Annotated in this window: 13 protein-coding genes; 3 read left to right on the forward strand and 10 right to left on the reverse strand. The window is 59.2% G+C overall.

From position 1 onward, the window contains the following. Window positions 1-74 precede the first annotated feature (74 nt). Together ACYZT8_RS06040 and ACYZT8_RS06045 are read right to left on the reverse strand one after the other, a co-directional pair. Window positions 75-1,634: an AmpG family muropeptide MFS transporter gene (locus tag ACYZT8_RS06040; RefSeq protein WP_461979970.1), complete on the reverse strand. Its 1,560-nt coding sequence runs from the start codon at window positions 1,632-1,634 to the stop codon at window positions 75-77. A 44-nt stretch (window positions 1,635-1,678) separates the two neighbouring features. Continuing rightward, window positions 1,679-2,059, reverse strand: a complete 381-nt coding sequence (locus tag ACYZT8_RS06045; protein ID WP_461979971.1) for an MGMT family protein — start codon at window positions 2,057-2,059, stop codon at window positions 1,679-1,681. A gap of 136 nt (window positions 2,060-2,195) precedes the next feature. Here ACYZT8_RS06045 and ACYZT8_RS06050 point away from each other — a divergent pair, with 136 nt between their 5' ends. Next, the gene (locus ACYZT8_RS06050) at window positions 2,196-3,203 is read left to right on the forward strand and encodes a DUF481 domain-containing protein (protein WP_461979972.1); all 1,008 of its coding nucleotides are present in this window, start codon (window positions 2,196-2,198) and stop codon (window positions 3,201-3,203) included. Window positions 3,204-3,312: 109 nt separating this feature from the next. Here ACYZT8_RS06050 and ACYZT8_RS06055 read toward each other — a convergent pair whose 3' ends face one another. Next, window positions 3,313-3,522: a cold-shock protein gene (locus tag ACYZT8_RS06055; protein ID WP_002554837.1), complete on the reverse strand. Its 210-nt coding sequence runs from the start codon at window positions 3,520-3,522 to the stop codon at window positions 3,313-3,315. Window positions 3,523-3,876: 354 nt separating this feature from the next. Between ACYZT8_RS06055 and dcd the strand changes: the two genes are divergently transcribed. Further along, window positions 3,877-4,443, forward strand: coding sequence for a dCTP deaminase (dcd, locus tag ACYZT8_RS06060; protein ID WP_010462661.1), 567 nt, complete (start codon window positions 3,877-3,879; stop codon window positions 4,441-4,443). A 106-nt stretch (window positions 4,444-4,549) separates the two neighbouring features. Next, window positions 4,550-4,759 carry a hypothetical protein gene (locus ACYZT8_RS06065; RefSeq protein ID WP_017336784.1) on the forward strand — a complete coding sequence of 70 codons (210 nt, stop codon included), beginning with the start codon at window positions 4,550-4,552 and terminating at the stop codon, window positions 4,757-4,759. Between the two features lie 47 nt (window positions 4,760-4,806). Here ACYZT8_RS06065 and pdeM read toward each other — a convergent pair whose 3' ends face one another. The 7 genes from pdeM to ACYZT8_RS06100 all read right to left on the reverse strand — a co-directional run bounded on the left by pdeM (window position 4,807) and on the right by ACYZT8_RS06100 (window position 12,311). After that, a complete protein-coding gene (gene pdeM / locus ACYZT8_RS06070) occupies window positions 4,807-5,463 on the reverse strand; it encodes a ligase-associated DNA damage response endonuclease PdeM (protein ID WP_461979973.1) in 657 nt (218 codons plus the stop codon). Further along, window positions 5,460-7,949, reverse strand: coding sequence for a ligase-associated DNA damage response DEXH box helicase (locus tag ACYZT8_RS06075; RefSeq protein WP_461979974.1), 2,490 nt, complete (start codon window positions 7,947-7,949; stop codon window positions 5,460-5,462). Before ACYZT8_RS06075 ends, pdeM begins: the two co-directional genes overlap by 4 nt. A 181-nt stretch (window positions 7,950-8,130) precedes the next feature. Beyond that, a complete protein-coding gene (locus ACYZT8_RS06080) occupies window positions 8,131-8,895 on the reverse strand; it encodes an ABC transporter ATP-binding protein (protein ID WP_461979975.1) in 765 nt (254 codons plus the stop codon). Between the two features lie 13 nt (window positions 8,896-8,908). Then, window positions 8,909-10,027 carry a succinylglutamate desuccinylase/aspartoacylase family protein gene (locus ACYZT8_RS06085; protein WP_461979976.1) on the reverse strand — a complete coding sequence of 373 codons (1,119 nt, stop codon included), beginning with the start codon at window positions 10,025-10,027 and terminating at the stop codon, window positions 8,909-8,911. A gap of 9 nt (window positions 10,028-10,036) precedes the next feature. Next, entirely contained in the window at window positions 10,037-10,747 is a 711-nt protein-coding gene (locus ACYZT8_RS06090; RefSeq protein WP_131059230.1) for an ABC transporter permease, read from the reverse strand. Further along, a complete protein-coding gene (locus tag ACYZT8_RS06095) occupies window positions 10,744-11,472 on the reverse strand; it encodes an ABC transporter permease (RefSeq protein WP_131059231.1) in 729 nt (242 codons plus the stop codon). The genes ACYZT8_RS06090 and ACYZT8_RS06095 overlap by 4 nt, the downstream gene beginning before the upstream one ends. Before the next feature lie 56 nt (window positions 11,473-11,528). Next, window positions 11,529-12,311 carry a transporter substrate-binding domain-containing protein gene (locus tag ACYZT8_RS06100; RefSeq protein WP_461979977.1) on the reverse strand — a complete coding sequence of 261 codons (783 nt, stop codon included), beginning with the start codon at window positions 12,309-12,311 and terminating at the stop codon, window positions 11,529-11,531. Window positions 12,312-12,406 lie beyond the last annotated feature (95 nt).

Below are 12,406 nucleotides of genomic sequence, written 5' to 3' on the forward strand. Positions count from 1 at the left end.
ATCCGCTGGCGTACAGGCGTGCGGTCGGCGGTGTGGCACGAGGGCGGGAATCTCCGCGCCCTCTGCGAAATGTCCTACGATTCTTCCGCGACCTGGGTCGGCACCGGTTCGGGTGTCGGCGTCGGACCTGCACGGCGGCTCTCCTGGTACCAGTGCAAGGCGATCAACAGTAGGGTCGGGACGCCCAGCAGCGCCGTGATCAGGAAGAAGTTGTGGTAACCGAATTTCTCCACCATGACCCCTGAATAGCCGCCGATCAGGCGTGGCAGCAGGAGCATGATCGAGCTGAGCAGGGCGTATTGAGTGGCCGAGAACTTGAGGTTGGTCAGGCTCGACAGGTACGCGACGAACGCCGACGTCGCCAGGCCCGAGCTGAAGTTGTCCAGGGAAATGGTCAGGATCAGCATGTTCAGGTTGGCGCCCATGTCGGCGAGCATCAGGAACAGCAGGTTGGTGCCGGCCGACGCAATACCGCCGATCAGCAGAATCGGCAGGATGCCGAAACGCACGATCAGCAAGCCGCCCATGCCGGCGCCGACCAGGGTCATGATCAGGCCGAAGATCTTGCTGACGCTGGCGATCTGATCCTTGGTGAAGCCCTGGTCGATGTAGAACACGTTGGCCATCACACCCATGACCGTATCGGACATGCGGTACGTGGCGATCAGCCCGAGCAACAGGAACGCCTGCCAGCGGTAACGCAGAATGAAGTCGTTGATCGGTGTCAGCACTGGCGCCAGGCCGCGACGGCCCATGGCTGAAAGGCACATAAACGTGAGCGTGGTGTAGAGGATGGCCCGCAGGAAGGCACGGTCTTCTAGCAGCAGGTCGAGCGGGCTCACGCCTTCGAACAATACGCTGGCGAAGTCGGTGTTGTAGAGCTGGGTGAACATGGCCGGTACGGACACCAGCAGCACGATCAGCACGAACACCGACATCAGTTGATGCATAAAGCTGTAGCGCCCGGCCTGAAGTTGAGTGCGCAGGGGCACGGGCGGTTCGCGCATGAACAGTGTGGTCAGCAGCGCGGGGATCATCAGGGCGCCAAACAGGATGTAGGTGCCGGCCCAGGCCGAATGCTTGTAGTTGAAACCTGTAGAACCGAAACCTTCAGCGAAGAACAGCGCGCCGGCCGTCGCCAGCAGGGCGGCGATCCGATAGCCAGACATATAGCTGGCAGCGAGCGCGGCCTGGCGGGTGTCGTCGGCGATTTCCAGGCGATAGGCGTCGACCGCGATGTCTTGCGTCGCCGAAGCGAAGGCGACGACCACCGCGATGGCGATCAGCCAGGACAAATGTTTTTGTGGGTCGCAGAAACCCATGCCGATCAGGCCGAGGATCACCAGCGCCTGGGAAAGTACCAGCCAGGAGCGGCGTCGACCGAGCTTGCCGAGAAATGGCAGGCGCCATTGGTCGAGCAGCGGGGACCAGACCCATTTAAAGGCATAGGCCAAACCGATCAGGCTTGCATAACCGATGGTTTCGCGGGCCACACCGGCCTCACGCAGCCAGACGGAAAGCGTCGAAAACACCAGCATGTAGGGCAGGCCGGCGGCGAAACCAAGCAACAACAACACAAGCGTCGAGGGGCTGGCATAGGCGGCGAGCGCGGCGCGCCAGGTTTTACGGGGCATGGGCTGGAGTCTGCCTCAAGAATTACGGAAACAAAGCGCGCACTCTAACCGCTGTGCTCTACCGGGCGCCAGCCATGGCGCTGAATATCAACACGATTGTTCAGGATACTGACACCTTCGGAGCGCAATCGCGCGCGCTGCTCATCACCTGAAGGACTGCCCACAGGCAGACTGATCCGACCGCCGGCGCCGAGTACGCGGTGCCATGGCAATTTGGTGTCGCCGGGCAGTTGGCTCAATGTGCGGCCCACCCAGCGCGCGGCGCGGCCGAGTCCGGCCAGCTCGGCGAGTTGACCATAACTCACCACTTTGCCCACGGGCACCTGCGCGAGGGTCAGGTAGAGTGCCGTGCGTCGGATTTGCGCCGCACTTTCGGTTTCAGCGGGTGAGTCGGTCACGTCCGTGGTTCCTGATGAAGTTCGCATTACCGTCGGTAGAGTAAGTCCTGGATTGGCAATTGAGAAATGAACTCAATAGAAATAGTCGGGTCAGTCCTTGCTAGGGTCTTATTCTCAGGGATAATGCCGACTTTTTTTCGCAAACTTGAGCCTGTATTTGCTTATGGTGTCCAGAACCCTGCTGTGCCTCGCTGTTCTCAGCGCCTCCACGCCGTTGCTCGCTGATACCGTCTGGTTGAAGAACGGTGACAAATTGAGCGGCAAGATCACGCTGTTCGATGGCGGTAAATTGCTGATCCAGACCGAGTACGCCGGTGCGGTCCCGATCGACTGGAAACAGGTCAAGACCCTGGAAAGTGATCAGGAGCTGCTGGTCAAGCAGGATGCCTACACCGGCGAGAAGGCCAAGTCGCTGCATGCGGCAGACGACGGCAAGGTGACGCTGGAAAACAGCGAGGCGCCGAAGACGGTCGAGCTGGCCAGTATCCAACAGATTCTCAAGCCCAAGCCGGTGGTCGAAGACCTGGTGTGGAAAGGGAATATCGACGCGGCGCTGGATTACCAGCGGGCGGAAAAAGATACCGATGACTACGACATCGACTTCAAGACCACCGCGCGCCATGGCAAATGGCGGCATATCGCGGAAGGTGAGTACAACCGCGAATTCCAGGATGACGTGGTCACCACTGACAACTGGCGGGGTGAATACTCACTCGACCGCTTCCTGACCGAGAAATGGTTCTGGCAGGGTCGCGCGGTCTATAAACGCGACAAGGTTGAAGACCTCTCCCGTCAGCGCACGGTCGGTACCGGTCCGGGTTACCAGTTCTGGGATAACGAGCTGGGCGCCTTCTCCCTGGGCTCGCTGGTCAACCGCACGGACTATGAGTTCTCCGACGGCAGCAAGGAAAACTTTTATTCCCTGGCAATGAAGTGGGATTACAACCGCTACCTGATCGGCAAGAAGGTGGAGTTCTTCACCAACGGCGAAGTGGGCAAGCCGTTGTCGGGCGTGGCCGATTACGCGCTCGATGCCGAAATGGGCTTGCGCTACAAAGTCACCGAGTGGGCATCGCTTAACTTGAAGGCTGAGCGAGACATCATCAGCGGTACCGACGATGCCGATCTGGACAAGACCCGCTACACCGCAGGGTTTGGCGTGGCCTGGTAAGACGCAAAAAATCGCAGCCACTGGCTGCGATTTTTTTTGCCTGCAAAACACACAGGCACAAAAAAACCCCGCTTTTGAGGGCGGGGCTTTTTACTAAAGCAAGTACAAGTTAGATAACTTGAACTTCTTCAGCTTGCATGCCTTTCTGACCGCGGGTAGCGATGAAAGAAACCTGTTGGCCTTCTTTCAGGCTTTTGAAGCCGTCGGATTGGATAGCTTTGAAGTGAACGAACAGGTCGTCACCGGATTGTGGAGTGATGAAGCCGAAGCCTTTTTCATCGTTGAACCACTTAACGGTACCAGTTTGGCGATTAGACATGGTGTAACTCCTTGAACAAAGATAACTGCGACTCAGGAAGAACCCTGGCCGAGACTGAGTGCAAAGAGCAGGAAAAATTCTTGTAGATGGTTGGATCGAAATTCAACATATCGTGTAGAGATTCTCAGTGACACAAGCAGCACAGTGGCGCCACCTTAACCCTTTTTCCGGAACGTGCCAATGCTTGCGACGAAGGTTTCTCTGTTTTCATGACTGACGGTGCATCGGATTCCGACGAAGGCCCAGTTATCACGGGGGATCGGCGAGAATTATGCCCTGGACTTTGAACCCGGAGCGCGCGCCCGGTAAGATGCCGGACAGAATTTTTCCACCTCGCTATTCAGGACACCCGCCATGAGCATCAAATCGGACAAGTGGATTCGCCGCATGGCGCAGGAACACGGCATGATCGAGCCGTTCGTCGAGCGTCAGGTTCGCGGCAGCGACGATAACCGTGTGATCTCCTACGGCGTGTCGAGTTACGGCTACGACGTTCGCTGTACGAGTCATTTCAAGGTGTTCACCAACATTAATTCGGCCATTGTCGACCCGAAAAATTTCGATGCCGGCAGCTTCGTCGACATCCACAGCGACGTCTGCATCATCCCGCCGAACTCTTTCGCCCTGGCCAGCACCGTCGAATACTTCCGTATTCCGCGCAACGTATTGACCATCTGCCTGGGCAAAAGCACCTACGCCCGCTGCGGCATCATCGTCAACGTCACCCCGCTTGAGCCTGAGTGGGAGGGGCACGTGACTCTGGAATTCTCAAACACAACTAACCTCCCGGCGAAAATCTACGCCAACGAAGGCGTGGCGCAGATGCTGTTCCTTGAATCCGACGAAGAGTGCGAAGTGTCCTATAAGGACCGTGGTGGCAAGTATCAGGGCCAACGCGGCGTAACCCTGCCACGCACCTGATCGATCCATCTGGCAGGTAGCGGGAATTCTTGAGCGGGTAGACACTCTATTGGGTGTACTGCCCGGTTCGCGCACAGCGAACGGGGCCATCGCTCAGGAGTGCTTTATGAAGATCGATCCGCGAATAAGTGCCGAACTGGCAAGGCTTGAGCCCAATCAGGTTGGCGTCCTGGCCTGGTCCTTGTTGGCACATCCACCCATCAGCATGGCAGGGGGCATCCCCGGTCAGCCTGATCCCGATACCCCCAACGAACAACCTACAGAGCCCGGTGAGCCCACCCTGCCGGATGAGCCGCCTCCTGCGCCTGTAGCCTGATCGGCCCTCGAAAATGAATGGCCAGTCAGCTGTAGTCTTTGAAGACTTCAGCTGACTGGCCATATTTCGTTGTCGCCGATGACAAAGATCCTGCAGCTGTCGTCCCGATCGACCTGATAACCGCCGGTAAACGCGCCGAAGGCCGGTAGCAGGCTGATGTCCTCTCCCAATCTGAAACACGCCAGTCGCAGACGCTGTCGACCTCTGCCGTTCAGCCGATAAACCGGATGCACATGCCCGGCGAGCACATGCCGGTGCGGATGCGGATCGGGCTCATGTTGCAGGGCAAACGGTCCGAGCAACAACGGCTCAGGCATCACACGAATGTTTAACGAGGCTGGCGGGTCGCCGGCGCGTTTGTCGTGGTTGCCGCGGATCAGCGTCATCGGCAGATCAGTGTGGCGCGCTCGCCACTCTGCCAGTGCGCTTAATGTGCCAGTAGCATGAGAGCCCGGCCCGTGCAGAAAGTCCCCGAGGAAAATCAGCTGACGGCAGGGCAGGGCGGCCAATAACTTGTCCAGCACAGCGATATTGCTGGCGGTGGTGCCATGAGGCACCGGCTGACCAAGGCTCCGATACGCCGCCGCTTTGCCAAAATGCACATCGGCGATCAGCAGCGCTTGTTGCGCTGGCCAGTAAATGGCTTTTTCCGGCAGCAGCCACAGTTCTTCGCCGGCCAGTCGCACGGGATAGGGCGTACTCATCGGGTTTTTCCGGTTTCGGCGGTTTTCTCAAGGTCGGTGACCATGCGTCGGATACGGTCGGCGAGTTTTTCCGAGCTCATGCTTTCCCGCATGCGCTCCACCAACAGCGGAAACCCTAGCGGTGTAGGACGTTTGATCTGATGCAGGTCCAGTTTCAGCTGATTGATCCGCTCCAGCGTCTGTTCCAGGCGATGAATATCCAGTTCTTCCCGTAGGACTTCTTCCCCGGCCTGAGCCAGCAACAGATTCCCGGCGTCGTACTGTTTGAACACTTCGAAGAACAGTCCGCTGGAGGCTTGAACCTGGCGTGTGCTTTTCGGCGCGCCGGGGTAGCCGGCAAACACCAGTCCGGCAATACGTGCGATTTCCCGAAAGCGGCGCAGCGCGAGTTCGCCAGCATTCAAACTGGCAAGCACGTCTTCCAACAAGCGCTCGGGGCTTAACAGCCCAGGGTTCAACACCTGCGACCAGTCCACGTCAGTGGCGCTGAGCAACTCCAGCCCGTAATCGTTGACCGCGATGGAAAACGTCACCGCTTGCTGCTGACTGACTCGCCATGCCAGCAAACTGGCCAGCCCCAGGTGCACTTGGCGCCCGGCAAACGGGTACAGGAACAGGTGCCAGCCTTCGCGGGATTTCAGCGTTTCAGCCAGCAACGTATTGGAGGTTGGCAGCCCGGACCAGCGTTGTTGCACCTCCAGCAGCGGACGCAGTGCGCGCATCTCCGGGCCGATGAACTCGCCTTGTTCCGCCGCACTGAAACGCGCGACCACCGCTTGTGCCAGTTCGTTGGAAAGCGGCATCCGCCCGCCATTCCAGCGCGGCACCGCGGCTTTTTTCGCAGTGCTGCGTCTGACGTAAGCGGTCATGTTTTCCACCCGCACCAACTCCAGCAAGCGCCCCGCGAACAGAAAACCGTCGCCCGGTTTGAGTCGCGCAATAAACCCTTCCTCGACACTGCCCAACTGCTTGCCGCCACCACCCTTGCTCCAGAACTTCAGCTGAATGCTCGCATCGCTGACGATGGTGCCGATGCTCATGCGATGTCGCCGTGCCAGTCGCGCATCCGGCACGCGCCAGACGCCCTGCTCGTCAGGCTCGACCCGGCGATAATCCGGATAGGCTGTCAGGGAAAGCCCTCCGTTGCGTACGAAAGCCAGCGCCCAGGTCCAATCCGCTAGGGTGAGGTCTCGATAAGCCCAGGCGCCACGGACTTCTTCATACAACTCATCGGGCACAAACCCTCCGCCCAAGGCCATGCTGACCAAGTGTTGAACCAGCACATCCAACGGTTTTTGCGGCGATTCGCGGGGCTCAATGCGGCGTTGCGCCACGGCGTCTTGAGCCGCCGCCGCTTCGATCAGCTCCAGGCTGTGGGTCGGCACCAGCGTCACTCGTGACAGACGCCCCGGCGCATGGCCGGAACGTCCGGCACGCTGCATCAGGCGCGCGACGCCTTTGGCCGAGCCGATTTGCAGCACCCGCTCCACCGGCAGGAAATCCACCCCCAGGTCCAGGCTCGAGGTGCAGACCACCGCTTTAAGCTGGCCTTCCTTCAGCGCTCGCTCGACCCAGTCGCGGGTGTCTCGTGACAGTGAACTGTGATGCAAGGCAATCAGCCCGGCCCAATCAGGGCGAGCCTCCAATAAGGCCTGATACCAGATCTCGGATTGCGCGCGGGTATTGGTGAACACCAGGCTGCTCGGGCTGGACTCTATTTCGGCGACGACCTGCGGCAACATCTTCAACCCGATGTGCCCGGCCCATGGAAATCGCTCGATGGCCGGCGGCAGCAACGTATCGACCCGAAGTTCCTTGGACGTCTGGCCCTGAACGCTGATGCCGCCACCCTGTGGGATCAATACCTGTTCAGCGTGGGCTTGATTACCCAGCGTCGCGGAAACGCCCCACACGATCAGATCCGGATTCCACCGGCGCAAACGGGCGAGTGCCAGTTGCAGCTGCACGCCACGCTTGTTGCCGAGCAGTTCGTGCCATTCGTCGACCACCACCATGCGCAAGGTCGATAACGCTGTTTGCGCATCGGCACGGGCGAGCATCAGGGTGAGGCTTTCGGGCGTAGTGATCAGCGTTGTTGGCAGGCGCCGGCTCTGTCGCGCACGTTCGCTGCTGCTGGTGTCGCCGGTGCGCAGGCCGACGCTCCACGGAATCTGCAGATCTTGCAGCGGCGCTTCCAGGGCGCGAGCGGTGTCGGCTGCCAAGGCGCGCATGGGGGTTATCCACAACACCGTCAGCGGTTGGGCCAGAGGTTTTCGTTTGCGAGGGGTTTCAACAGGAGCCATCGACGAGGCGAAGCGATTGAGCGCGGCAAACCAGACTGCATAGGTTTTACCGGCGCCCGTGCTGGCGTGCAGCAAACCGGACTCACCGCGTTTTACGGCCGTCCACACCTGCTTCTGAAAGGCGAATGGCTTCCAGCCGCGGGCGTTGAACCATTGTTTTGCGTAGTCGGGGGAGGTTCCCATGCCGGCGGTGTGCGCTCTGAAAGTGTTCTTTCAGTGACCGCTGCGCGGGTGAACAAGTTTAATTGCTTTGCTTTTTGTGGGAGCGAGCTTGCTCGCGATAGCGGTGTGCCAGTCACCAACTCAGGCGACTGACAGTCCGCTATCGCGGGCAAGCCCGCTCCCACAGGTTTATCGGCGACTGTTACTTGAGGTTGCCGCTCAGGAATTGCTTCAGCCGCTCGCTCTTCGGATTGCCCAGCACGTCTTCCGGCGCGCCTTCTTCCTCGACCAGGCCCTGGTGCAGAAACAACACCTGGCTCGATACTTTGCGGGCGAAGCTCATTTCGTGAGTCACCATGATCATGGTCCGGCCTTCTTCAGCCAGGCCTTGAATCACTCTGAGCACTTCACCCACCAGTTCCGGGTCGAGTGCCGAGGTCGGTTCGTCGAACAGCATGACTTCCGGTTCCATGGCCAATGCGCGGGCAATCGCCACGCGTTGTTGCTGGCCACCGGAAAGAAACGCCGGGTATTGATCTGCCACGCGGGCTGCCAGCCCGACCTTGTCGAGATAACGTCGTGCACGGTCTTCGGCTTCCTCTTTGCTGCAACCCAACACCCGGCGCGGGGCCATGGTGATGTTTTCCAGCACGGTCATGTGGCTCCACAAGTTGAAATGCTGGAACACCATGGCCAGGCGCGTGCGGATTTTTTGCAGTTCATCGGGGTTGGCCACATGCATGCCGTGGCGATCCTTGACCATGCGGATGTTCTGGCCGTCCAAGGTCATGGCGCCGTCGTTGGGTTGTTCGAGAAAATTGATGCAGCGCAGGAAGGTACTTTTGCCCGAGCCACTGGCGCCGATCAGGCTGATGACGTCGCCGGTGTTGGCCTTGAGTGAAACGCCTTTGAGCACATGATGATCGCCATAGCTTTTATGCAGGCCGTCGATGGTCAGTTTGTACATGGGGCATGCATCCTCAAGGCGAAAGTAGGTAGCCGCTGCGATAGGCCTCGGCGCCCGCGACGTGCGCGATCACCATGCCGGCAGTGGCCATGCGCCGCAGCGAGCGGGCGTACATCAGCCCGGCGGCGGTGCAATGAACAGGGGTGACGCGATCAGCGATCGGGTCGATGATTTCGGCGATCAGTTGCCCGGCTTCGAGGTATTCCCCCGGCAGCGCGGTGAACACCAGCAGACCGCCCACCGGTGTAGACACCGGCTCGACGCCGGCCAGCGGGGTGGCGGGGTAGGGCAGTTCGGGCAATGGCGCCGGTTCGCCGGCAATGGCGCCGAAGTGAATCAGGTAATCGATCAGTGCCCGGCAATCGAGGCTGGCCAACGGGTGATTGACGTCGCCCTGGCCGCGCAATTCCACGGTGACCGAGAAGCTGCCGAGCGGAATGTTGAACTGTTCGCCGAAGCGTTCTTTCAACTGCCACCAGAGCAGGGTGAAGCATTCATCGAACGACTGACCGCCGGAGTCGGTCGCCAGCAGGCTCGCTTCGGCGCCGATGTAACGCGCCAAAGGCTCGACCTGCGGCCAGGCTTCGGGTGTGGTGTAAAGGTGGGCGACCGCTTCGAAATCGCAGTGCAGGTCCAGCACCATGTCCGCATCGCAGGCCAGTCGTTGCAGGGTCAGGCGCTGGGATTGCAGTTGAGTGCCGGCGGTTTGCCGGGCCAGCGCATTGCGCAGGCTGGTGCGAATGACCTCAAGGTTGTGCTGCGGATCATCGCCCAGCTGGCCTTCGATCTCGTTGCCTACCGCTTCGCTCAAATCGACGAACCAGCGATTGAAGTTCTGCCCGCTTTCCAGGTCGTAGCGGCCCAGCGGGACATCCATCAGTACCTGTTCCAGGCCAACCGGGTTGGCCACCGGCACCAGCACGATTTCGCTGCGCAGGCGGCCGGCGGCTTCAAGTTCCGCCAGACGCTGCTTGAGGTGCCAGGCCACCAGCATGCCGGGCATTTCATCGGCGTGCAGGGACGACTGGATGTAGATTTTGCCTTTGGCCGCCGATGGGCCGAAATGGAAGCTGTGAATCTGTCGTGCAGTCCCCGGCAGCGGGGCCAACAGGTCGTGTGTTTGGTGGCGCATTTGCAAGTCCTAGTGGGTCGGCCCGAGGAAGGCCAGCCATCGGCGTTCAGCGAGGCGGAACAGGCCGACCAGCGCAAAGGTAATGGTCAGGTAAATCAGCGCGGCAATACCGAACGACTGGAAGGTCAGGAAGGTCGCCGAGTTGGCGTCCCGCGCGACTTTCAGGATATCCGGGATGGTCGCGGTGAACGCCACGGTGGTCGAGTGCAGCATCAAAATCACTTCGTTGCTGTAATAAGGCAACGAGCGACGCAGGGCTGACGGCATGATCACGTAGGCATACAGCTTCCAGCCTGTCAGACCGTAAGCCTTGGCCGCTTCGACTTCACCATGGGCCATGCTGCGGATCGCCCCGGCGAAAATCTCCGTGGTGTAGGCGCAGGTGTTCAGGGCGAACGCCAGGATCGTGCAGTTCATCGCATCGCGAAAGAACGCATCCAGCACCGGTTGCGCACGCACGGCGGCCAGGCTGTAGATGCCGGTGTAGCAAATCAGCAACTGGATATACAGCGGCGTGCCGCGAAACAGGTAAGTGTAGAACTGCACCGGCCAGCGGACGTAGAAGTGCGGCGACACCCGGGCGATGGACAGCGGGATCGACACCAGGAAACCGATGACGATCGAGGCGGTCAGCAGCCACATGGTCATGGCCAGGCCGGTGATGTTGTAGCCGTCGGTATAAAGGAAGGGTTTCCAGTACTCCTGCAAGAGTTCGATCATCGTACGGCCTCCCGGGATCCGGCGGCGTAGCGGCGTTCGAGCCAGCGCAGGACGAAGTTGGAGGCGCTGGTGATGAGCAGGTAAATCAGCGCGGCAAGCACCAGGAAGTAAAACAGTTGATAGGTGCTTTTACCGGCGTCCTGCGCAGCCTTGACTAGGTCGGCGAGGCCGATGATCGAGACAAGTGCGGTCGCCTTGAGCATCACCATCCAGTTGTTACCGATCCCCGGCAGGGCGAAACGCATCATTTGCGGGAACACCACGATTCGAAAACGCTGGCCGCGTTTAAGGCCATAAGCGGTAGCGGCTTCGACTTGGCCCCGAGGCACGGAGAGAATCGCTCCGCGGAAGGTTTCGGTGAAATACGCGCCATAGATGAAGCCCAGGGTGATGACCCCGGCACTGAACGGGTTGATCTCGATGTATTCCCATTCCATGAAATCGGTAAACGACGTCAACCAGGTTTGCAGGCTGTAGAAAATCAGCAGCATCAGCACAAGGTCCGGTACGCCGCGAATCAGCGTGGTGTAGATCTGGGCCGGAACCCGCACCAGTTTGACTTTTGACAGTTTGGCGGTGGCGCCGAGCAAGCCGAGCAATACGGCCACCAGCAGCGACAATGCCGATAATTTAATGGTCATCCAGGTGCCTTCCATCAGCAACGGACCGAAGCCCTTGAGGCTGAAGGCTGAGAGCCCCAAGTTTTGTAATAGGTTTTCGAACATAAATCAGCAACCTGATCGGGTGAAAAAAGCGCCCATCGCGAGATGGGCGCCGGGCATTATTTGCCGCTGTACAGATTCAGATCGCCAAAGTGTTTCTTCTGAATGGTGGCGTAGGTGCCATCGTCGTGTAACGCTTTGATACCTTTATCCAAAAGTGCCTTGAGGTCTTTGTTACCTTTAGAGATACCGATAGCTGTTTTGGCCGGCAGCAATTCGCTGTCAACCGGCTTGCTGACTTCGTAGCCTTCGCCCTTTGGCGACTTCAAAAAGCCCAGCTCGGCTTGCAGCATGTCCTGGATCGCAGCGTCGAGACGACCCGACATCAGGTCGGAATACACCTGATCCTGGTTCTGATAGGCCTGGGTTTTCACGCCAGCCTTGTCCAGCACGGCCTTGGCGTAAGCTTCCTGGATGGTGCCTTGCTCGTAGCCGACGGTCTTGCCCTTCAGTGAAGCGACGTCTTCGCTCAGGCCGGAACCCTTCTTGAACACATAAGCGGTTGGACCGGAGAACAGCTCGTTGGAGAAGTCGATGACTTTTTCGCGGGCCGGGGTGACGGTCATCGAAGAGATCACACCGTCGAATTTATTGGCCTTCAGGCCCGGAATCATGCCGTCGAAATCGCTTTCGACCCATTTGCACTTGACCTTCAGCTCGGCGCAGATCGCGTTCCCCAGATCGATGTCGAAGCCCACCAGGCTGCCGTCGGCCGCTTTCGACTCGAATGGCGCATAGGAAGGGTCAACGCCAAAACGCAGTTCTTTGTATTCCTTTGCCATGGCGGAGCCAGCAGCCATGCACAACGCCAGTGCAGAAAGGGTCAGCAATGCTTTTTTCATTATTCAATCCCTAAGAACCAATATGAGCGCTTGTGGCGCAGAATTATTGTTACTGGAAAGCGTAAGACCTAATGAAAGTAGCAATTTCCGAACCA

This window comes from Pseudomonas sp. LB3P93, from assembly GCF_054898025.1.

Excerpts from the sequence above, each read along its gene's own strand:
- ACYZT8_RS06040 (WP_461979970.1), bottom strand. The coding sequence starts at position 1,634 with ATGCCCCGTAAAACCTGGCGCGCCGCGCTCGCCGCCTATGCCAGCCCC.
- ACYZT8_RS06045 (WP_461979971.1), bottom strand. The coding sequence starts at position 2,059 with ATGCGAACTTCATCAGGAACCACGGACGTGACCGACTCACCCGCTGAA.
- ACYZT8_RS06050 (WP_461979972.1), top strand. The coding sequence starts at position 2,196 with ATGGTGTCCAGAACCCTGCTGTGCCTCGCTGTTCTCAGCGCCTCCACG.
- ACYZT8_RS06055 (WP_002554837.1), bottom strand. The coding sequence starts at position 3,522 with ATGTCTAATCGCCAAACTGGTACCGTTAAGTGGTTCAACGATGAAAAA.
- dcd (WP_010462661.1), top strand. The coding sequence starts at position 3,877 with ATGAGCATCAAATCGGACAAGTGGATTCGCCGCATGGCGCAGGAACAC.
- ACYZT8_RS06065 (WP_017336784.1), top strand. The coding sequence starts at position 4,550 with ATGAAGATCGATCCGCGAATAAGTGCCGAACTGGCAAGGCTTGAGCCC.
- pdeM (WP_461979973.1), bottom strand. The coding sequence starts at position 5,463 with ATGAGTACGCCCTATCCCGTGCGACTGGCCGGCGAAGAACTGTGGCTG.
- ACYZT8_RS06075 (WP_461979974.1), bottom strand. The coding sequence starts at position 7,949 with ATGGGAACCTCCCCCGACTACGCAAAACAATGGTTCAACGCCCGCGGC.
- ACYZT8_RS06080 (WP_461979975.1), bottom strand. The coding sequence starts at position 8,895 with ATGTACAAACTGACCATCGACGGCCTGCATAAAAGCTATGGCGATCAT.
- ACYZT8_RS06085 (WP_461979976.1), bottom strand. The coding sequence starts at position 10,027 with ATGCGCCACCAAACACACGACCTGTTGGCCCCGCTGCCGGGGACTGCA.
- ACYZT8_RS06090 (WP_131059230.1), bottom strand. The coding sequence starts at position 10,747 with ATGATCGAACTCTTGCAGGAGTACTGGAAACCCTTCCTTTATACCGAC.
- ACYZT8_RS06095 (WP_131059231.1), bottom strand. The coding sequence starts at position 11,472 with ATGTTCGAAAACCTATTACAAAACTTGGGGCTCTCAGCCTTCAGCCTC.
- ACYZT8_RS06100 (WP_461979977.1), bottom strand. The coding sequence starts at position 12,311 with ATGAAAAAAGCATTGCTGACCCTTTCTGCACTGGCGTTGTGCATGGCT.